The following is a 20,742-nucleotide window of genomic DNA, read 5'->3' on the forward strand; positions in this document are numbered from 1 at the left end:
GACACCCCTCAATGTCCCGCTTGAATCGCTCATTATCCAACCTGCTGAGACTTCCCTTTTTGCATTTCGTACATTTGATAATAAATTCCACGTTCTTTTATTAATGTTTCATGGTTTCCTGTTTCCTTTATCTTACCATGTTCCAACGCAAAAATCTTATCAGCATTTTGAATGGTCGATAATCTGTGAGCGATAATTAATGTCGTTCTCCCTTTTTTAAGTACTTCTAGTGCTTCTTGGATAATTTGTTCTGTTTCTGTGTCAATATTTGCAGTTGCTTCATCTAATATTAGGATTGCCGGATTAAATGCAAGAGCTCTAGCGAATGAAATTAACTGTCTTTCACCAAGAGAAAATGTACTTCCACCTTCCGTTACGTTTTCATCATAGCTGTTAGGAAGCTTTTCAATAAATTCATTTGCCCCTACCGCTATTAAAGCTTGAATGGCTGTTGCACGAGAAATGGTAGGGTCGTTCATTGTAACATTCGAAATAATCGAACCCGAAAATAAAAAAGGATCCTGTAATACAATGCCCATATGAGATCTAACTTGTTGCCTTGACCATTCCTTCGTTGATACACCATCAATCGTGATTAAACCTTCTTGTGGATCATAAAATCGAAACAGTACATTCATTATAGAACTTTTCCCTGACCCAGTATGCCCAACAAATGCTGCTGTTTCTCCAGCGTTCACGTGAAATGAAATATTTTTTAATACATATTCATTTTCCTGATAAGCAAAAGATACATTTTGAAATGTAATTTCTCCCTTATACCGACCAATCTCATCGTTAATAACTTCTTCACCTTTTTCATCCATCAATTTAAACATCCGATCTCCAGACGCTCTCGCCTGCTCAATAAGCGGAAATTGATTAACAATCGCAGTAACAGGTTCAAAAAAACGTGTTAAATAATCAACTAATGCATAAAGCATACCAATGGATAAGACACTTGTCGCTTCAAGGGAAAAGTTACCAAAATGCCAAATGAATAAAACAAAAGCAAGGTTTCTTATTGACGATACTAAATTAAACGATGTAAATGCATTAAGTTTTACTAACTTTCTTTGATGAGTAAAGATTTCTTCGTTTAATTTCTCAAACTCTTGTTTTGTTTTACGTTCCATTTGAAACGCTTGGATAATCGACATTCCTTGAATCGCTTCATTAATATTTCCGTTAATTTCACTATTCGTTTTTCGTATAACTAAATTATACTTAGAGCCGAAATATTTATACACTCTAGCAATTAAAATAATAATTGGAATAATGATTAAACAAAGAAGAGCGAGCTTTGGATTCAAAATATAAATCGCAACCAAAATCCCAGCCATATAAATCACTCGGGTGACAACAATCGATAAAACACGTTCATACAATTCACGAATGGCTTCTGTGTCATTGGTTATTCTTGCTACAATTTTTCCAGCTGGTTGATCAACAAAATAATCAATTGGAATTTTCTGTGTGTGCAAAAACACATCATTTCTCATCTTTTTCACAATTTGATTGGAAGATTGCTGTAACAAGTATGTCTGATAATATTGGAAAATACCCGCAATGAGTAGTAAACCAACATAGAGACATAATAAGAGGATAATTGGTTTTTGTTCCGGTTTAAAAAATTGATACAATTCATTTAGCGTTAATTTTTCAGCTTGAATCGTTACTTGTGCATCTCGACCAATCGTTAATAGTCCATCCTGAACAATTCTTTTCCCCTCTAATGGTACTTCCTCATTTACTAAATAATAATCTTTATCTACTGGAACAATTGAAATTTTCCCTAGTGACTCTTGCTTAGAAGACAGACGTTCTTCTCTTATAAATTTTTGTTGATTATAGGTAACTGAATAGTCACTTTCTTCATTTACTTCGTGCCATGTTCCCTCTATTCCCAAAATATGATCATCGATAATTACTTTAGCAATAAGAGGACCGGCCAATTCTAATGCCGTCGCAATCATTAAACAAATGATTCCTAATATAATCCCTTTCTTAAAATGTGAAGCATAATGTAATAACCTTTTTTCTGTAGACATTCTTTTCATCGCTGTCACCTCCTATTGTTCCAATTGCTGCTTATCATATTGCTCTTTATACCAGCCATCCGTCTGTAATAACTCTTCATGTGTCCCTTCTTCAATTATTTTTCCATTATCTAATACGATAATATGGTCTGCATGAACAACGGCAGATAGACGATGAGCTGCAATTAACGTCGTTTTTCCTTGTCTTTCATTTTTTAAATGTTCAATGATGTTTGCTTCTGTCTTTCCGTCCACTGCAGATAAGGAATCGTCTAATATAAGTATTTCTGGATTTTTTATAAACGCTCTTGCTAAAGCAACTCGTTGTTTCTGTCCTCCTGACAGTGTTACACCACTTTCACCGACTTCCGTATCTAATCCTTTCGGCAATTGTTTTATATCATCTAAAAAGTGAGCAAGTTCCATCACTCGATATATGTCCTCATCAGTTGCATTTTCATCTCCAAACTGAATGTTCTCTCGTATCGATTTTGAAAACATAATTTGATCTTGGGGCACATATCCAATCCAGTTTCGCAGTTGTTTAACATCTAATTGCTCGATCGGTACTCCTGAAAATGTAACTTCTCCTTTAATATTCGGATATTCACGTAACATGATCTTAAAAATTGTCGTCTTACCAGCACCCGTTTTTCCAACAATTCCTATCGTATTTCCTTTATGAATGGTAAGATGATTAATTTCCAATTGATTTGTTTTGGTGAAAGGATAAGAAAATTTAACATTGTTAAAAAGAATTGATTCTAACTGTGGAACATCGATAGGATTTTTAGGACTACTAACATCTGGTTTATATCGTAATACTTCATTTACCCGATCAATAGATGCGTTTCCTCGTTGTAGAACATTGATTAGTTCACCTACCGCGAACATTGGCCAAATCAGCATACCAAGATACACATTAAATGTAACTAAATCACCTAATGTGATCGTATTCTGAAACACAAGCATTGCACCATACCCTAATCCAATCGTATATGAACTCCCTACCAATATTTTCATCGTAGGTTCGAACAATGCATCAATGCGTGCAACCGCCATGTTTTTTTCATAGACATCCTCTGTCATATCATTAAAACGCTTTGCATCTTGTCGTTCCTGTACAAACGCTCGAAGCACTCTGACTCCCCGAATGGATTCAAGAACCTCATTATTCATATCTCCAAATGCATTTTGCGCTTTCATAAATCGGGAATGAATCACCGAACCATACTTATTCATAATCACTGCCATTACAGGGAGAGGAATTAACGCAGCAAGTGTAAGCTTCCAACTAATTGTAAAACCCATCATCGCAATGATCATAAACATAAATGTCGTTGAATCAACTAATGTTAAAATACCAAATCCTGCGGTCAGGGCAACTGCTTTTAGATCGTTCGTACTTCTCGCCATCAAATCTCCCGTTTTATTCTTGCCAAAAAAAGTTTGCGTCATTTTAAGAAAATGTCCCATCAACCGACTCCGCATCTTTCTTTCCAAGATAACCGCTCCACTAAATAATGTATAATCCCAAAGAAATGAAATGATATAATGCACAATAATGATGGTAAGATAAACAATCACAACCATCAGTAAAAGCTGCTCCGTTAATGAATCGAATCGAATATGGTCAATTGTATACCCTAATAGCTTGGGAGGTAATAATCCAATTGCACTCGCGATAATTAATGCAGTAATTGCAAATACATATCGTTTCCAATAGGTTTTGAAAAACCAATCTAGTTTTACCAATACATCAAACATTTTTTCACCTACTCATCTAACCAAAAAAGCACGTTTATTTCGTGCACTCTCTGATTCTAGTATAATACCTAATATTTTCCTATTATTCCAATCTAATTATAATCGTTCATTAAATGTTGTCAATATGCATTTTGATTTATAGTTGCTTACTGCTTGGACTTTCTGTACGGTATGATATAATAACTTTTATTATATAAAATATGGCATCGAAAGGGGTTCTAATGATGCGAATTCAAAAAATGTTGGAGTATAATAAACAATTTGTTGCAAACAAAAATTATGAACAATTTTTATCGAATTCGATTCCTAATAAAAAAATGGTTGTGTTTACTTGTATGGAATCAAGGCTTGTAGAGTTATTGCCAAAAGCCTTAAACATCCAAAATGGCGATGTAAAAATGGTTAAAAACGCAGGGGCAATCATTCGTAAATCGTTCGACAGTATCATTAAAAGTATTCTTGTAGCAGTATACAAACTTCAAGCAGAAGAAATTGTAGTTATAGGACATCATGATTGTGGTATGTCCTGTGTGAATACAAATGAATTAATGGATATGATGAAAGAAGAAGAAGGAATAACAGAAGAAACCTTTAAAGCGTTGGAATACTCTGGAGTCGATTTTCATAAGGAGTTTCATGGATTTGAAACGGTAGAAGAATCAATCGCTCAAAGTGTTGAAATTATTCGCGAGCATCCACTTTTACCATCTAGAGTGCTTGTACATGGACTTGTTATCGATCCAAACACTGGAAAAGTAGACGCAATCTCTATTGATGAGCGTAAAGCATAGAGCCAAAACTCTATGCTTTTTATAATTACATACTCAACTTTCGCACCAACAAAGTGAGTTAGATATGTAGATTAACTCAAAAATGCCTCCATTTGATATATTGACAACCTTATCATGATAAAGCAGTTTTACACCAAAAACGTAGACTGCGACGTAATGATGTCAACTTTATTAATTTCCGGAAGCCGCTTCGGAAAAATACTTCGCTTTCCGCAGGCACGGCCTCAGCTTCTGTAACTTCTCGTTAACGAGAAGCTACAGGGATCTTCGGACTCGCGCTGTTCCTGCAGGAGTCTTCGTATTTTTCCTGCGCTAGCACGTTAAATTTTATTTAATATATAGTATTGTTGTTCAACACTGATCGTCCCAGCGAAGGAAATATGTGGAGACTCCTATGGGAGTATAGGCCTAGATGAGACTACGCAGTGCGTAGCACAAGGGGGCTCAACAGCCGCCCATGGAAAGCGAAACATATTCTGCAGCGGTTGATCAGCTCATAAATTTTAGTTACTGCACAGTTTTCATCAAATACGACAAGATATATCTTGGAATATAGTTTTATTTCTAGCTGTAATATATAAAAACTGCACGTTTCATAAAGAAGGTGCAGTTTTTTCTACTTATTTTGCCATTTTCTCTATCATTCGGATTACTTTATCCCGTGATTCTTCACTTGAATATTGCTTCATGGTTTCCTTGATCGTAACAGCTGCTTGTTCTAAAGCATATATTTCATCTAATAATCTTTCTTGTGTCAGTTCTTCTTCTGGCAAAACATGAGCAAATCCATTCTCTTTAAATGACTTTGCATTGTCAATTTGATCTCCTCGACTAGCGGCAAGAGATAGAGGAATTAATAACATTGGTAAATCCAATGCTAAAAATTCAAAAATAGCATTAGCTCCCGCTCTTGAAATAACAAAATCTGTTATTGCGAAAATATCTTTTAATTCTTCGTTTACATACTCAAATTGAACATAGCCTTTTCTTTGATGTAACGGGTCCACATTACCACGTCCACAAATATGTATAAATTGATATCTTTTTAATAATGAGTCCAAGTTAGAGCGGATTGCTTCATTAATTTTTTTAGACCCTATACTTCCACCCATAATTAGGATGATTGGTTTACCTGGCGTAAGATTTGTTACCTCGTATCCACGTGTTTTATTCCCTTGAAACAACTCTTCTCGAACAACTGCTCCAACATGCTCTGCTTTTTTATCAGGCAAGTATTTGGCAGTTTCTTTAAAAGTTGTCAAAACTTTTTTTGCAAAAGGGGTAGCTAATTTATTCGCAAGCCCTGGTGTTATATCTGACTCATGAATAATCGTAGGTACCCTGCGCAAACGTGCCGCTACTACGACCGGGACAGAAACAAACCCACCTTTTGAAAATATAATATTTGGCTTTGTTTTACGAATTATGTTCCAAGCATCTAATGTGCCTTTTAATACTTTAAAAGGATCTTTAAAGTTTTCAACCGACATATATCGCCTTAATTTCCCTGTGGAGATTGGATGATATGTAATATTTGGCAGCTGGTTAATTAAATCACGCTCAATTCCTGATTTAGAACCGATATAATCAATTGCCCATCCTTCTCTCTGAAAATGTGGAATAAGAGCCAAATTTACAATTACATGCCCTGCAGTACCTCCACCAGTAAATAATATACGCTTTTGTTTCATGTAAGCAGTTCCTTTCCTCATAGACAATCACACTTTACAATTTTATTCTACACTCCATTATATATTACTTGAAATGAGAGTGATAATAAAAGAGATAAATTTAATTTACTCGCTTTTCATGGTCGCTCTCACCGTTAATCTAATAGAAAAACACGAAAAACGGCCACCTCAAAGACAAGGCTTAAAAAACAAACGATGTTGTATATTTCGTCGATGTTGCTCTTGGAAAAAGATGATAGCGAAGCTATTGAAAATTCGCACCAATTCTGACAGCCTATAAAAAATCCCACTTAGACGAGAAGTTTGAACTGCTCCCTGTCAAGTAGACAGTGGAATAATAAAATGAGCTTAAGCGGCCTTATCCCTAAATTCCATGGGGCTAAGGCCGTTTAAGCTTTCTTGTAATCGTTCGTAATAGAAAAAATATATGTATTCATCTATTGCCTTTACGAGTTCTTCAAAAGTATCATATTTATTTAAATAATATTTTTCGCATTTTATTGTTCCCCAAAATGCCTCTATTGGTCCATTATCAATACACTTTCCGACCCTTGACATACTTTGTGTCATCTTTGCTTCATCAATTTTCCGTTTAAATTGATAAGAAGTATACTGATATCCACGATCACTATGGATTAATGGCTTTGTTGCCGATAATGTTTGGATGGCATTATCCAATGTTTCAAATACAAGTTGATTATTATTTGAATGACCAACTACATAGCTGACAATAGTGTTATCATATAAGTCCAAAATAGCACTTAAATAGGCTTTCTTTGAATGACCATATTTAAATTTAGTAACATCTGTTACCCATTTCTGATTTGGCTTTTCTGCTGTAAAGTCTCTATTTAGCGTGTTTTCCGCAACATGTTGCGGAGTAGATTTTACATATCGATTCTTTTTCCTTCTAATAACAGATTCTATGCCTGCGATTTTCATAATCCTTCGGATTCTCTTTTTGTTATAGCTATTTTTAAATAAACGATTTATATACAGTGTCACGGAGAATACGTTTTTAAAAAAGTTGGAGGAACTAGAAAGGAGGCGGTCTTAAGTAAATTTCGTCAAGAACATAAGTATTTAGCAATCAAAGAACTAAATGAAGATGAAGGGTTTAATATATCTTTATTATGTGAAATAGCCGTTATTGCACGTTCATCGTACTATAAATGGGATAAACGAATACCTTCTCCAGAAGAACGATTGAACGAAAAAATTCTTGAAGAAATTAAAGAGTTGCATAAATATCCCATACCTTTCATACTTATATTTCCAGTCCTTAATTGAACTAGGATATACATTATAAAGATCGTATAATTCACTTAAAGAATGATTCCCCGATTCATAAGCTTTCAATATTTCAACTTTTTCTTTTAAAGAACGACTTCTTTTATTTGACATAAAAAAGCTCCCCTATAAGTAATCAGATTTTATTTATTTAATCTGTCTACCTATAGGGGAGCATATCAGTTCTAAGAGGGATTTCTATTTATATTAATTACCCTTGAAGTAATAAATCGTATGGATCTTCAAGCATTTGTTTAATTCGAACTAAGAACTGTACAGCCTCTGCACCATCTACGATACGATGGTCATAGGATAATGCTAAATACATCATTGGACGTACTTCGATTGTATCATCAGGCATAACCACTGCACGTTTAACGATATTATGCATTCCAAGAATTCCGACTTGCGGTGCGTTTAAGATCGGTGTTGATAACATAGATCCGAAAATTCCACCGTTTGTAATCGTAAATGAACCGCCCTGTAAGTCATCAATACCTAACTGGTTATCACGAGCTTTTGTACCAAGACGAACGATTTCACGTTCAATTCCAGCAAAATCTAATTTATCTGCATCGCGAACAACTGGTACTACTAATCCTCCAGGTGCTGATACTGCAATACCAACGTCGTAGTATTCTTTAATAATTAGGTTCGTTCCATCAATCTCCGCATTAAGTAATGGAAATTCTTTTAATGCAGCAACACTTGCTTTCGTAAAGAATGACATGAAACCTAATTTAATATCATTTTTAGCGACAAAACTTTCTTGACGCTCTTTACGCATATTCATTACTGCTGTCATATCTACTTCATTAAATGTAGTTAACATAGCAGAATTATGCTGTGCTTCAACTAAACGTTTTGCAATTGTTTGACGACGGCGTGACATTTTTTCCACTTTAACAGGCTTAGTAAATTCTTGTGCCGATGCCGGTGCTGATGCTTGTTTGGCAGCTGGGGCAGAAGCAGATTGCGCTGCTTTATTTGCAGCTTCTACATCTTCAGGACGGATACGGCCAAGTGGATCCTGTGCTTTTACTTTAGTCAAATCTATATTTAATTCACGAGCTAATTTTCTTGCAGCCGGTGAAGCAATAACACCTGAATTATCTACCGTTTCTTCAGAGCTAGCAGCTGGTGCAGGTGTTTCTTCTTTTGGTGCATCTGCTTTCGCTTCTTCTTTTGGAGCGTCTGTTGATGGTTCGCTTACTGTTCCTGCTTCTGCATTCTCGTCGACTTTCGCAATTGCGTCTCCAACGCTTACGTCGTCTCCTTCTTCAGCTAAAACTTCAACTATAACTCCTGAATAATCTGAGTTAACTTCCACGTTTACTTTGTCTGTTTCCAGCTCAACAACAGGATCTCCCTTTTCAACTTTGTCTCCTGCTTTTACAAGCCATTCTGCAATTGTTCCTTCTGTAATCGATTCAGCTAGTTCTGGAATTTTAATTTCCTTCACTACTATTTCCTCCCTTTGCTGGATTTATCGCTTCTGTAACGACTTTGTTTTGAATAATCTTGTGAACATTTGGCTCTCCTACAGAGGTAGAAGCTCTTTCTGGTCTGCCAATATAACGAATCATTTTTTCGTCGTCTACCAGCTCGCGCAAATATTCTAAAACAAAACGCCAACTTCCCATATTCTTCGGTTCTTCCTGTACCCAAACAATTTCTTCTAAGTTTGGAAGTTGCTCTATCTCTTTTTTCAATTGTTCCATTGGGAATGGATACAACTGTTCAACGCGTAAGGTGCGTAACCAATCATATTTTTCCTCTGAATTCACGATCGCTTCTTCAATATCTACCATGACTTTCCCAGTACCTAGTAAAAGTCGTTTCGCATTTTTCTTGCTTACCTTTAGGTTTGGCTGATTTCGTAATGCTTCAAATTTACCATTTGTAAAGTCTTCCGAAGGCGATGCAACTCGCTCATTACGCAATAAGCTTTTAGGTGACATAACTACTAAAGGCCGTGCTTCCTCATGGTCACGCATTTTTGCTTGTCTGCGTAGTAAGTGGAAGAATTGTGCTGATGATGTAACATTTGCTACAATCCAATTATTCTCCCCTGCCATTTGTAAGAAACGTTCAAGCCTTGCACTTGAATGCTCTGGTCCTTGGCCCTCATATCCATGAGGTAATAACATAACCATATTGGACTTATCGCCCCATTTAGCACGTGCAGATGAAATAAATTGATCAAAAATTACTTGTGCTACGTTCGCGAAGTCTCCAAACTGCGCTTCCCAAATAACTAATGTATCAGGTGATTGAACACTATAACCATATTCAAATCCAAGCACCGCTGTTTCGGATAATGGGCTATTATGAATAGCAAATGAAGCATTTGCATCATCTAATCCATGCATTGGACAGTATTTCTCACCAGTTTCCGTATCATATAATACAAGATGACGGTGTGCGAATGTTCCACGCTCAGAATCTTGACCAGTTAGACGGATTGGAATTCCATCTTTTAAAATGGAAGCATAAGCGAGTGCTTCTCCTTCGCCCCAATCAGCTTTCTGTCCTTCTTCTAAGATGTTTTTACGGCGTTTAAACACTCTTTCCAATCGTTTAAATCCATTAAATCCTTCCGGACGTTTTAACAAATCTTCATTTAATTTTTTCAAGTCCTCTAAAGGAACAGCTGTCTCATAATGATCGATACTGTTTGCTAAAACATCTGGCATTTTCAATTCAGAGATACCTGATAATTTATCTTCTTTCATTCCGTTATAAATATCTTGTAATTCAGTTTGGACTTTTTCTTTCATTGTTTTAAATTCATCATCACTAACAATATTCTGCCCTTTTAACACATTTGCAAAAATCTCAGTTACTGTAGGATGATTATCGATTTCAGCATACAATTTCGGTTGAGTTGCTCTTGGCTCATCCATTTCGTTATGCCCATAACGACGATATCCAACTAAATCAAGCACACAATCTTTCTTAAATTCATGTGAATACTCGTAGGCTAATTGAATTGCCCGAACACATGCAATCGGATCGTCTGCATTTACACGAATAATTGGAATTTCATACCCTTTTGCAAGATCACTTGCATAGCGAGTAGAGCGGCCTTCTTTACGAGCTGTTGTAAATCCGATTAAGTTATTCGCAATAATGTGTAACGTTCCACCTATACGATACCCTTCAAGTCCGCTTAAATTCATCGTTTCCGGTACAATTCCTTCTCCAATAAAAGCAGCATCTCCATGAATTAACACACTAATTGCTTTATCAAGATCTTGTTTTGGATAGCCTTTTTCATCTCGACTATCCTGTGCTGCTCTTGTAAAACCAGCAACAACCGGATTAACGAATTCTAAGTGAGACGGGTTATTTGCAAGTTTAATGCGAGTAGACGCCTGATCATTCTTGACAACACGCGTTCCACCGAAATGATATTTTACATCTCCGGTCCAACCATAGTTAATTCCCATGGAACCTTCAGAAGGAATTAATTCCTTATCCGGTGCATGATGGAATTCTGAAAAAATTTTATCAACAGGTTTGCCAAGCACATGAGCGAGCACACTTAAACGGCCACGATGTGCCATACCCATCATGATATTTTCAATTTTATCTTTATTTGCTGACTTAACGATTTGATCAAGTACCGGCACCATTGATTCTAATCCTTCAATCGAAAATCGTTTTTGCCCAACAAATGTTTTTTGTAAAAATTGCTCAAAACCTTCAACATGAATTAATCGATCTAATAATTGCTTTTTCTCAGTATCAGATAATTCTAATTCAAATTTACCTGATTCAATACGATCTAAAAACCATTTTCTTTCTTCATCACTATTAACATGGTCATATTCAAATGATATTTTACCAGTATATTTTTTACGTAAAAATTTAACTACATCATATCCTGTTTCCAAGTTTGCGGGTGCTTTGTCCCATAACCATGCCGCAGGAATCTCTTTTAAATCTTCGTCCGTAATACCATAGGTTTGCGCTTCTAATAGATTTGTTGTTTCATCCCAGCCGCCAACTGCATAAATGTCAGCTTCCAGATGACCAAATCGACGGATTGCGTCTAAATACTTCATTGCAGCAGTGATTTTTCTGACATCATTTGTCGAAAATTCACCACTTACGTGTTGGTCTGCACCAGTCTGGTCCAACCACTTAGGGGCACCATGTTCATCAAACATTGCTTTCAAAGTAGGATCTACTACATTGGGATCCTCTTTATATAGGTCATATTGTTCTTCTACATATCCCATGTTTGGACCATAAAATTTTTGCCAAAACTTTTCACTAGGTTCTGCACTCTGTGCCACGTCTTATACCCCCATTAGATATTGACTTTTCCATGTTAAACGGAAATTTCCACTCTGTTCTCATTATAGAACTGTACGATAAGTTGAGCAACTAATAACCCCTAAATGGTATGAAACTATAATGAAGGCGCTACCTTTTGTTCCTGAGTGGTATTTTTGGTTGCCGAGCTCGCTAATTTATGTATATTTTCTAATTTTCATGATACGCTATTCTTAACAATGGGTTTGACTATCAATTTTGTCCAGGCAAATACCAACCTTATTAATGAAATCTTAAGTTAATTTTTTTACTGCATGAATCGTGACTTAACTAGTAGAAAGGACAATAAAAATGACTTTTGACGGTTTTACAGCAGATGATTTTAATGTTTTTCATATTGAAGGCTTACTTCCCAGAAAAAGAGCAATCGAAGATCGTATTCAGCCGAAATTCAGAATAATTGGCGATGAACTGACAGAAGATTTATCCGGAATGATTGGATCAGAAATGTATTTGCATATCGCCAGACATGCAAGGAGAACTGTAAATCCTCCTAATGACACATGGCTTGCAATTGCCGGGGATAAGCGTGGCTACAAAAAACATCCTCATTTTCAAATAGGATTATGGGATGACCGAGTATTTATATGGCTCGCTTATATTTATGAGTTACCACGCAAAACGGAAATCGCGAATACATTCTTACAACATATGAATGAAATTAGTAACTTAAGTTCGGACCATTATGTTATTTCCTTAGACCATACTAAAAAAGACGCCAAGGCAATTGAACAAATGGACTTAAAAAACGCTTTAGAAAGATTACGTGATGTTAAAAAAGCGGAGTTTTTAGTTGGAAAGCAACTTTTCCCTACAAATCCGGTATTAGCGAATGGAAATGAATTTATTCAATTTGCAAAACAAACATTTGAACAATTAATCCCACTTTATCGATTAAGTTATCAATAAAAGACATTTTGATTGATAAGAATAGGGTATGAGTTCACAAATAGATTCAAAGCAGGTATAATAGACCCAGAATTATTATTCGTTTTTAGGGAGGTAAATTTCATGAAACTAGTATTAATATTAGCTGTTGCTCTTTCATTCATCACTGCATGCTTTACTTCTGCATACGAAGCAAAACCGGGTGTACCAAAAAATAATCAATAATAAAATCGTCATGTGATTTTCTTTACATGACGATTTTTTATTACTAACGGTTTCGCAGCGAAAAATAGATAAATATACCACAAAAAATATAAACTGCGCAGTAACTTATTAAAAAGTTAAGCGTATGATTCACTACGAAAATACAATGCACTTTCACCACAGACATAAGAGCGATATCTTGGACTACATATTGATCGTCCCACCAAGTACATCTTTTCAAGCCGCACTATCGCTTGCTTTCACAGTGTTTCCTTTACTGTGGCCGACTGTTGAACCTACTTCGTACTACGCACTAGTCTCACCGATGCCTTTCCTCCTACGACGGATAGGACGTCCAAGTGTTGGCGTAGGCCACAGTACGTGACCGAAATTAGGCAACTAGGAGTCTCCGTGTATAACGCTGTTATAGAAATTCTAACTAGCGTAGGCATAATACGTAGACTCCTGTGGGAATAGCACGAGTCTGAAGACCCCGCAGCATAATTTAATGATGGCCGACTAAAAATGTCTTTGCTGACAACGTCGACAAACTCCTTGTCGGGACAAGGGGGCTGAAGCCGTCCCCACGGAAAGCGAAGTATTCTGCCGAAGCGGTCCAGCTAACCCACGTCTCTTTTAGAACTCACTTTGTTTGTGCGATAGTTGAGTTATTACTAAAGAATACTACTTCACATATGGAAAACCTTGCTGCCTTAAAGCTTCATAAATTATGATAGCAGCTGAATTTGATAAATTTAATGAGCGTACTTGGTCGGTCATATGAATACGTAGACAGTAGTCTTCTTTACCTTCTATCAATTCTTTAGGAATCCCATTCGTTTCCCTGCCAAAAACAAAAAACAACTCTTCCTCTTTATTACTATAGTCAAAATCAGAATAGTATTTTGTTCCAAAATTTTCTATATAATAAAATATTCCCTTCTCATATTTTTTATACAGTTCATTTATTGAATCATATTCATGAATGGTTACATCATTCCAATAGTCGAGACCTGCTCTCCTTAGCATTTTGTCATCTGTTGAAAACCCTAGTGGATGAATTAAATGTAAAGACGTATTGGTTGCTAGGCAAGTGCGAGCAATATTACCAGTGTTGGCTGGTATTTCTGGTTGATATAAGACGATATGTAATCCCATAAAATTTTCTCCTCGTACGATATAATGATATATTTTATCCTTTTATTCGAAAAAAAGCATATCTAATATTAGTTGTCCAAGCTGCTGAATCGGTATATGTCCAAAATCGATGCCGACTATTATCTGTATGAGCATTTACTAAGGGGTTTCCACTGTTATCATATGTCACAACAATTGTATTATGATCCCAGCGATTATTACCTTCAAAATCATAACAAATTACATCTCCTGGGTAAAGTTCTTGAGCTCGCGAAACTTCCACTGCCTGAAGGCCACTCTTTGATGTTTTTAAATACCAATACAACGAGTGAGCAACAGACCAGCTGAAACTCCAATTATTATATCGACACCACCATCCTCGGTCTCTTACAGGTTCTCCTCTCATCGGTGCTCCTCCCGCATATAAACATTGCGATATAAAATTAGTACAGTCAACGTCAAATTGAGGGAATTCCGGGTTATAACTGTTCCACCACTTTTCTGCATATTCTACCGCCCGATCACGATCGTATACAAAACCATTCATATATTTCTCCTCCTCAATATCTAAAGTGATAGAAAAGGGCAAAGCTTAAAAGCTTGAACTAAAAAAAGTTCTCTCATCTATTTGTATGAGAGAACCGGCATAATCTTGCTATCTATTATTTACTTCTGCAAGCTGTAATCCTTTTTTCATTTCGGTTAATACGCGTTCATCTTGTTCAGACACTGAAGCTTGTTCAATCGCTTCTATAGCTTTTTTCGTGCCAATTTTCCCTAGGCTCCAAGCTGCGGTACCTCGAATAACTGGCCGAACATCGTTTTGCATTACTTCAATCAGCTCGTCAACCGACGTTTCATCTTTAAAATGTGCCAGCCCAATCATAGCATTCCGTTGTAACGGATTTTTACCTCTCCAAAATCCAGAAACATGCCCAAATTTTTCTCTGAATTCACGATTTGACATCCGTAACATTGGACGAAGAAGTGGTTTTGCAACCTCAGGTTCTGGTTCTAACTCTTGATGAAGATGAAAATCAATTCCTTTATTATATGGACAAACTGCTTGACAAGTATCACAGCCATATATTCTTGTCCCAATTTTTGTCCTAAATTCATCCGGCAAAAAATCTTTCGTTTGGGTTAGAAATGCTAAACACTTTTGGGCGTTCAGTTGCCCCTCTTGAACAAGTGCACCAGTCGGACATGCATCCATACAGATACGACAATCTCCACAGCTTTCCTCAATTGGATTATCTGGTGTAAATGGAATATTTGTAATCATTTCTCCAAGATATACAAAAGAACCAAATTCTTTCGTAATTAATAATGTATTTTTCCCACTGAACCCTATACCCGCTCGTTCAGCTACTGCCCGGTCACTCAATTCACCCGTGTCAACCATAATTTTATATGAAAAGTAAGGATTTTTCGCTTGAATGTACTGAGCTAATTTTTCTAAACGTTCTCGAAGTACATAGTGATAATCTTTTCCCCATGAAGCTCGGCAAAAAATCCCTCGACGTTCTCCTGACTTATTTTTTGGAGGATCTTGAATTTTTGACGGATAGGCAACGGCAATAGAAATAATTGACTTTGCCTCACTCATTAATTTCTTCGGTTCAGTTCGTTCTTCAATCGTGCCTTTTTCAAACCCCGAAGCATAGTTCAGTTTTTCTTGCTCTATTAATCGTTGTTTTAATTCTGTAAACATATTCGCAGAAGTAAAACCGATTTTATCAATCCCTATTTCTTTGCTATACGAAATAATATCTTGCTTTAATTCGGCAACATTCAAACGAATCACCTCCTTATAAAAGTTAAACTACCATGTAAATCATACATGAATAAACCCAACAAATGAACTAATTTACAATCGCTCGAATAAGATGTAAAATATTATTGTAGATGAGGGGGATGTAATAGTATGTCAATGTATCCAATTATTTTGTCACAAGGTAAATTTACACATAAGGACAGTTTGACTTTTCCATATGAAGAACGAGGCCTTCATTTCGGAGACGGAGTATACGAAGTAATTCGTATTTACGATGGCAGACTTTATTTATTAGATGAGCATGTCGATCGTTTATTTCGCTCACTTGATGCCATTCGAATCGAGTTGAAACATTCGAAAGCGGAAATAATAAATTTACTTTCAGAGCTAATTGCAAGAAACAATATGAACCAGGATGGTTTAGTCTACTTACAGGTTTCGAGAGGTTCAGCAAAACGTATTCATACGTTTCCGGAAAATGTTGAACCGAACTTTTATGCATATTTAGAAAATCAACCTCGAAATGTTGAAGGGATTGCAGATGGGGTAGGAGCAATTACCCTTCCAGACGAACGTTGGCAAAATTGTTATATTAAAAGTTTAAATTTACTTCCAAACGTTTTGGCGAAACAAACTGCTTTAGAGCAAGGTTGTTATGAAGCAATTCTTCATCTTGATGGACGTGTAACCGAATGTGGTTCTTCAAATGTTTTTCTTGTAAAAGACGGTAAGATTTATACACATCCCGCTACACATAGAATTTTAAAAGGATGTGTACGTATTGCTGTAGAACGTTTTGCAAACGACTTAAACATTCCATTCATTGAAGAGGCATTTACTTTAGATGATATTCATGAAGCGGATGAATTGTTCTTAACGAGCAGTATGTCAGAAGTATTACCAATTGTTGAAGTTGATCAGAAAAAAATTGCTGATGGAAAACCTGGTGATATTTCTCGGAAACTTCAGGAAGCATATGAAATTGATGCACAGTTAAAGCGAGAAAAAGTTAAATAAGCAAAAATACATTCCTACCTAATTATAGGTAGGAATTTTTTTATTATCTATATTATTTCTGCATCAAAGAAACAACGATGAAAAGTTGGCAGCTGATTAGCTACTCCCTACCTCATTGTTTAATAAGTAAAGACGGGAATTAAATCGCCCCTGTCTTTACTGTACATATTTTTCAATAAACTCGGTAATTGTTTTTAAATAATCATCTCGATATAAGATAATTGACTCCCCATGATTTGCTCCGGCATACGAAACCAATGACCGTTCACTTTTCGTATTTTCATATAGTTCTGTCGTCATTTCTGTAGGTACAAACGTATCTGAATCTCCAGAAATGTATAAAATCGGAACAGTCGCTTTTTTCACCTGATTTATTGCCGATGCTTCCGTTAAAGAGTAGCCTGCTTTTTGCTTTGTTACTAGACTCGTTGAAGGTAAAATTGGCTTATCTGGCAAATGAAACATCCGTTCCATCTGATATGCAAACAAATCATAAACCGATGTATATGGGCTATCTGCAATAATTGCTTTCACATTCTGTGGTAAATTTTCACCAGATGCCATTAAAACTGTGGCTGCTCCCATAGATAGTCCATGCATGACAACCTCTGTATCTGGTCCATTATTTTCTATCAGTAAATTGATCCAATCAATCAAATCAAGGCGGTCATGCCATCCAAAACCAATATAATCTCCTTCACTATTACCATGTCCACGAAGATCTGGAGTAAATACATTGTAGCCAAGATTTTCATAATAATATTCGCCGAATAACCCCATATCATAGGCATTTCCTAAATATCCGTGAGCAAAAACGACTATTTTATTAGACGGCTCTTTCGACGGTAAATAATAACCTTGTAACTTCAATCCGTCAAATGATGTCATTTCAAGCTGGTCGAAGCTTTGTTGTTGGGTCCAATCAATCCAATCGCCTTCTAAAAATTCATCAAGTGCTTCTGCAGATACTTCCAAATCTGAATTACCTTGAAGAAAATCTTTCGGCCCTCGTTTAATCGCTAAATTATAAAAATAAAAACTTGCTACTACATCTATAATTAATAAACTGCATAGTACAGTACTAAGTATAATCATCCAACGTTTTCTCTTCATTTCTATCCCCCCTACCTGAGGTCTCTCTTATTCTATTATAATAGAAATGAAAATATTAATCTGTAATTTCCACTCAATTCTTTTTTACAAAAAAGGATTATAATGGATATTTTTTCGTGGAAATAAATTTGGCACAATACGTATACCCACAGAAAAATTTACATACATTCATCGTGAGTGCATGTATAGTGCAGAAATTATCGGCAAGTAGCCTTGGGATAACGGCGGATTGGAGGTCGATATCAGCGGTTGTGCAAGTTTTAAGGCGGGGCATATTCATTTATCGGCGGTGGACCAACTATAACGGCGAATTGGAGGTCGGTATCGGCGGTTATGTAAGTTTTACGGCGGGGCATATTCATTTATTGGCGATGGACCAACTATAACGGCGATTAATAGTTTTAATGTTGTACTATTTTACCTTGTAAAATTCTCCTATTAAATTGATGGATTTCACAAAGAAATCAGTGGAAAGCGAACAAGACCATAAGGAATCCACCAATTTCTTTGATTCATTCAGCGTTTTAATGGAAAAGACGAGAACCTTTTGAACGAAGAAACTTATGTAAATGACGATTGACAGGTTCTTTTAACAAGAATCCCATAAGAATAAATAGGATACCAAAGACAATTAAAAAACCAATATCACGTAATGCGCGTTTCCAAATAATCCCTCCCACTGCTTCTCTCATTAAGTCAACGGCATAGGTAAACGGTAAAAATGGATTGATCGTTTGAAAAAACTCTGGAAGTAGAACGACAGGATATGTTCCTCCCGATCCAGCAATTTGTAATACAAGTAGAACAATCGCAATTGCCTTTCCGACATCTCCAAATATCGATACGACCGTATAAACAATCATCATAAAAATAAGACTGATCAAAATACCAAAAATAACAAACCAGAACGGACTACTTACTTGAACTCCTACAAGATAAACATCTCCTAAGGTCACAATGATCGTCTGCATTAAACCAATCGTCAGGAATGTCAATAACCTTCCAAAATATACTTCTCGTGGTTTCACTTTTTCATCTGCTGGTAATTCTGTAGAAAGTAATGAGATAAGCAGTAAGGCTCCTACCCAAAGCGATAAAACGGTATAAAATGGTGTCATCCCTGTCCCATAATTTTCAATAGGAAATATTTCATTTTTATTTAGCACGACAGGCTCAGCAAAAAATCCTTTTTCTGCTTTAGGGTTATTTTTTAATAACTCAATTATTTCATTAACGTCTGCTTCAGATTGCAATTCACGAATTCGATTTGCTAACTCCGTTACTTTATCATTCACATAAGGAAATTCGTTCAATACGTCATCCAGTACTTTTTTCCCTTCATCCAAACGATTACTTGTATTCGTAAGTAATTTATCTATTTTTGGTATTGTCGATTGAATGTCTGTTAGCATGCTTTTTGCTGTTTGCAATTTTTCGGTCACATTTTTGATCTCTTCACTAATAGCAGCTTTAATTTGCTTTTGATATGTCGTAACAAACTCCTGAAAACTTTCCTCTGGTACTTGTTCTATTTCTGAAATTTTTTCTGTCATCGTACCAATCTGTTGATCGTTTTCTGCTACAAATTGTTCGATATCTTTTATAGAGGTTTGTAATGACGTAAGACTTGTCTGAAGGTTTGTTATTTTATCTTGCGCATTTGATATCGTTTCGTTTTCTTCGTTAGTATTTTCTTGAATCTCACTTAGTGCTGCATTGATAGCTTCAAGTGTCTCTAATGATTCATTTACATTTTGATTTATTTCCTCAACTTTTCCTGTCAAAGCATCTTTATTCAGTTCTACCCCTTTTAATTCAGTTATTAGAGCAGAGGCTTTTTCAAACGCAGCTTTTGCTTTTTGCACATCTTCCTCTATTTTAGGTTCCAACTCTTTAAACTTTTCTTCAGCGTTCGATATTATCTTAATCGCTTTGTTAATCGTTTCTAATCCTTCTTCTGTCATTGTTTTTGCTTCAGGTATCCATTGCTTGGCTTTTGCAATTGTTTGATTGGCTTCTTCAGCATCTTCTCTCGTGCTTAATAATTTTTTATGTATATCAGGTAAATTCTCTTCTAAGGTAAATAAGTAAGATTCAAATTTTTTAATATCTGGTAAGTCTGCTTCAAGTTCTAATCCGATTTGGTTAAACATATTAAAAATAACGCCATTTACTGTCGAAATAAATTGACTGCTTATTTGTTCAACAATAACCGAAGCCCCTTTTTCAGTTATTTTCGGAGAAATAGCATTAATTTTTTCATTTACATAATATTCAATCTTAGCTTTTTGTGGTTTTTCTGTAATCACCGTTCCTAACGTTGCTGAAAAATCATCAGGTACAACAATGACCGCAAAATAATTGCCATATTCTACTTCTTCCATCGCTTTTTCCCGATTAACAAATTTCCAATCAAAGTCATTGTTTTTTTGCAACGTTTCAACTAATAAATCCCCGACATTTACATCTTGATCCCTAATATTCGTTCCTGTATCTTCATTTACAACTGCAATCGGAATCTGATTTGTCTGACCATAAGGATCCCAAGATGCTTTTATGTTTAACCACGCATAAAGGGAGGGTAAGATAATTAACCCTCCAATTAAAATGGCTACAACCCAATTCGTCGTTATATTTTTTATATCCAGTTTAAATATATTTATCACGTTTCGCATATCATCATTCCA

At 35.9% G+C, this 20,742-nt stretch carries 14 protein-coding genes and 1 pseudogene; 3 read left to right on the forward strand and 12 right to left on the reverse strand.

Going from position 1 to position 20,742, the window contains the following annotated elements; translation table 11 throughout:
* Window positions 1–32 precede the first annotated feature (32 nt).
* Both SPD48_RS15630 and SPD48_RS15635 read right to left on the reverse strand, forming a co-directional pair.
* A complete protein-coding gene (locus tag SPD48_RS15630) occupies window positions 33–2,048 on the reverse strand; it encodes an ABC transporter ATP-binding protein (RefSeq protein WP_336259200.1) in 2,016 nt (671 codons plus the stop codon).
* 21 nt (window positions 2,049–2,069) lie between these two features.
* Window positions 2,070–3,803, reverse strand: coding sequence for an ABC transporter ATP-binding protein (locus SPD48_RS15635; RefSeq protein ID WP_336259066.1), 1,734 nt, complete (start codon window positions 3,801–3,803; stop codon window positions 2,070–2,072).
* A gap of 221 nt (window positions 3,804–4,024) precedes the next feature.
* Between SPD48_RS15635 and SPD48_RS15640 the strand changes: the two genes are divergently transcribed.
* A complete protein-coding gene (locus tag SPD48_RS15640) occupies window positions 4,025–4,594 on the forward strand; it encodes a beta-class carbonic anhydrase (RefSeq protein WP_336259067.1) in 570 nt (189 codons plus the stop codon).
* Between the two features lie 620 nt (window positions 4,595–5,214).
* On the opposite strand, the gene SPD48_RS15645 is transcribed toward SPD48_RS15640, so the two are convergent.
* The 5 genes from SPD48_RS15645 to SPD48_RS15665 form a co-directional block, all read right to left on the reverse strand.
* Window positions 5,215–6,285 (reverse strand): undecaprenyldiphospho-muramoylpentapeptide beta-N-acetylglucosaminyltransferase, encoded by a 1,071-nt coding sequence (locus SPD48_RS15645; RefSeq protein ID WP_336259068.1) that lies wholly within the window; start codon window positions 6,283–6,285, stop codon window positions 5,215–5,217.
* Between the two features lie 348 nt (window positions 6,286–6,633).
* Window positions 6,634–7,290 carry an IS3 family transposase gene (locus tag SPD48_RS15650; RefSeq protein ID WP_336259069.1) on the reverse strand — a complete coding sequence of 219 codons (657 nt, stop codon included), beginning with the start codon at window positions 7,288–7,290 and terminating at the stop codon, window positions 6,634–6,636.
* A 153-nt stretch (window positions 7,291–7,443) separates the two neighbouring features.
* A complete protein-coding gene (locus tag SPD48_RS15655; protein WP_336259070.1) occupies window positions 7,444–7,689 on the reverse strand; it encodes a helix-turn-helix domain-containing protein in 246 nt (81 codons plus the stop codon).
* Window positions 7,690–7,786: 97 nt separating this feature from the next.
* Window positions 7,787–9,037, reverse strand: a complete 1,251-nt coding sequence (gene odhB / locus SPD48_RS15660; RefSeq protein WP_336259071.1) for a 2-oxoglutarate dehydrogenase complex dihydrolipoyllysine-residue succinyltransferase — start codon at window positions 9,035–9,037, stop codon at window positions 7,787–7,789.
* A complete protein-coding gene (locus SPD48_RS15665; protein ID WP_336259072.1) occupies window positions 9,024–11,879 on the reverse strand; it encodes a 2-oxoglutarate dehydrogenase E1 component in 2,856 nt (951 codons plus the stop codon). The genes odhB and SPD48_RS15665 overlap by 14 nt, the downstream gene beginning before the upstream one ends.
* 331 nt (window positions 11,880–12,210) lie before the next feature.
* Between SPD48_RS15665 and SPD48_RS15670 the strand changes: the two genes are divergently transcribed.
* Window positions 12,211–12,828, forward strand: a complete 618-nt coding sequence (locus SPD48_RS15670; RefSeq protein ID WP_336259073.1) for a YktB family protein — start codon at window positions 12,211–12,213, stop codon at window positions 12,826–12,828.
* An 867-nt stretch (window positions 12,829–13,695) separates the two neighbouring features.
* Here the strand turns inward: SPD48_RS15670 and trmL are convergent.
* The 3 genes and pseudogenes from trmL to queG form a co-directional block, all read right to left on the reverse strand.
* The gene (trmL, locus tag SPD48_RS15675; protein ID WP_336259074.1) at window positions 13,696–14,169 is read right to left on the reverse strand and encodes a tRNA (uridine(34)/cytosine(34)/5-carboxymethylaminomethyluridine(34)-2'-O)-methyltransferase TrmL; all 474 of its coding nucleotides are present in this window, start codon (window positions 14,167–14,169) and stop codon (window positions 13,696–13,698) included.
* 34 nt (window positions 14,170–14,203) lie between these two features.
* Window positions 14,204–14,683: pseudogene (locus tag SPD48_RS15680) on the reverse strand (amidase domain-containing protein); the annotation flags it as partial.
* A 120-nt stretch (window positions 14,684–14,803) separates the two neighbouring features.
* Window positions 14,804–15,946 carry a tRNA epoxyqueuosine(34) reductase QueG gene (gene queG / locus SPD48_RS15685; protein WP_336259075.1) on the reverse strand — a complete coding sequence of 381 codons (1,143 nt, stop codon included), beginning with the start codon at window positions 15,944–15,946 and terminating at the stop codon, window positions 14,804–14,806.
* 129 nt (window positions 15,947–16,075) lie between these two features.
* On the opposite strand from queG, the gene dat reads away from it, so the two are divergent.
* Window positions 16,076–16,942, forward strand: coding sequence for a D-amino-acid transaminase (dat, locus tag SPD48_RS15690; RefSeq protein WP_336259076.1), 867 nt, complete (start codon window positions 16,076–16,078; stop codon window positions 16,940–16,942).
* 156 nt (window positions 16,943–17,098) lie between these two features.
* Here the strand turns inward: dat and SPD48_RS15695 are convergent, their stop codons facing one another.
* Window positions 17,099–18,055, reverse strand: coding sequence for an alpha/beta hydrolase (locus SPD48_RS15695; protein WP_336259077.1), 957 nt, complete (start codon window positions 18,053–18,055; stop codon window positions 17,099–17,101).
* A gap of 524 nt (window positions 18,056–18,579) precedes the next feature.
* Complete coding sequence (locus SPD48_RS15700; RefSeq protein ID WP_336259078.1) at window positions 18,580–20,730, reverse strand: YhgE/Pip domain-containing protein; 2,151 nt, start codon at window positions 20,728–20,730, stop codon at window positions 18,580–18,582.
* Window positions 20,731–20,742: the final 12 nt, after the last annotated feature.

The organism is Pseudogracilibacillus sp. SE30717A, assembly GCF_037071985.1.
In the GTDB taxonomy this organism is placed as follows: domain Bacteria; phylum Bacillota; class Bacilli; order Bacillales; family Amphibacillaceae; genus Pseudogracilibacillus.

Coding starts and splice junctions, on each gene's coding strand:
- SPD48_RS15630 (WP_336259200.1), bottom strand. CDS start 2,048: ATGTCTACAGAAAAAAGGTTATTACATTATGCTTCACATTTTAAGAAA.
- SPD48_RS15635 (WP_336259066.1), bottom strand. CDS start 3,803: ATGTTTGATGTATTGGTAAAACTAGATTGGTTTTTCAAAACCTATTGG.
- SPD48_RS15640 (WP_336259067.1), top strand. CDS start 4,025: ATGATGCGAATTCAAAAAATGTTGGAGTATAATAAACAATTTGTTGCA.
- SPD48_RS15645 (WP_336259068.1), bottom strand. CDS start 6,285: ATGAAACAAAAGCGTATATTATTTACTGGTGGAGGTACTGCAGGGCAT.
- SPD48_RS15655 (WP_336259070.1), bottom strand. CDS start 7,689: ATGTCAAATAAAAGAAGTCGTTCTTTAAAAGAAAAAGTTGAAATATTG.
- SPD48_RS15670 (WP_336259073.1), top strand. CDS start 12,211: ATGACTTTTGACGGTTTTACAGCAGATGATTTTAATGTTTTTCATATT.
- trmL (WP_336259074.1), bottom strand. CDS start 14,169: ATGGGATTACATATCGTCTTATATCAACCAGAAATACCAGCCAACACT.
- dat (WP_336259076.1), top strand. CDS start 16,076: ATGTCAATGTATCCAATTATTTTGTCACAAGGTAAATTTACACATAAG.
- SPD48_RS15695 (WP_336259077.1), bottom strand. CDS start 18,055: ATGAAGAGAAAACGTTGGATGATTATACTTAGTACTGTACTATGCAGT.
- SPD48_RS15700 (WP_336259078.1), bottom strand. CDS start 20,730: ATGCGAAACGTGATAAATATATTTAAACTGGATATAAAAAATATAACG.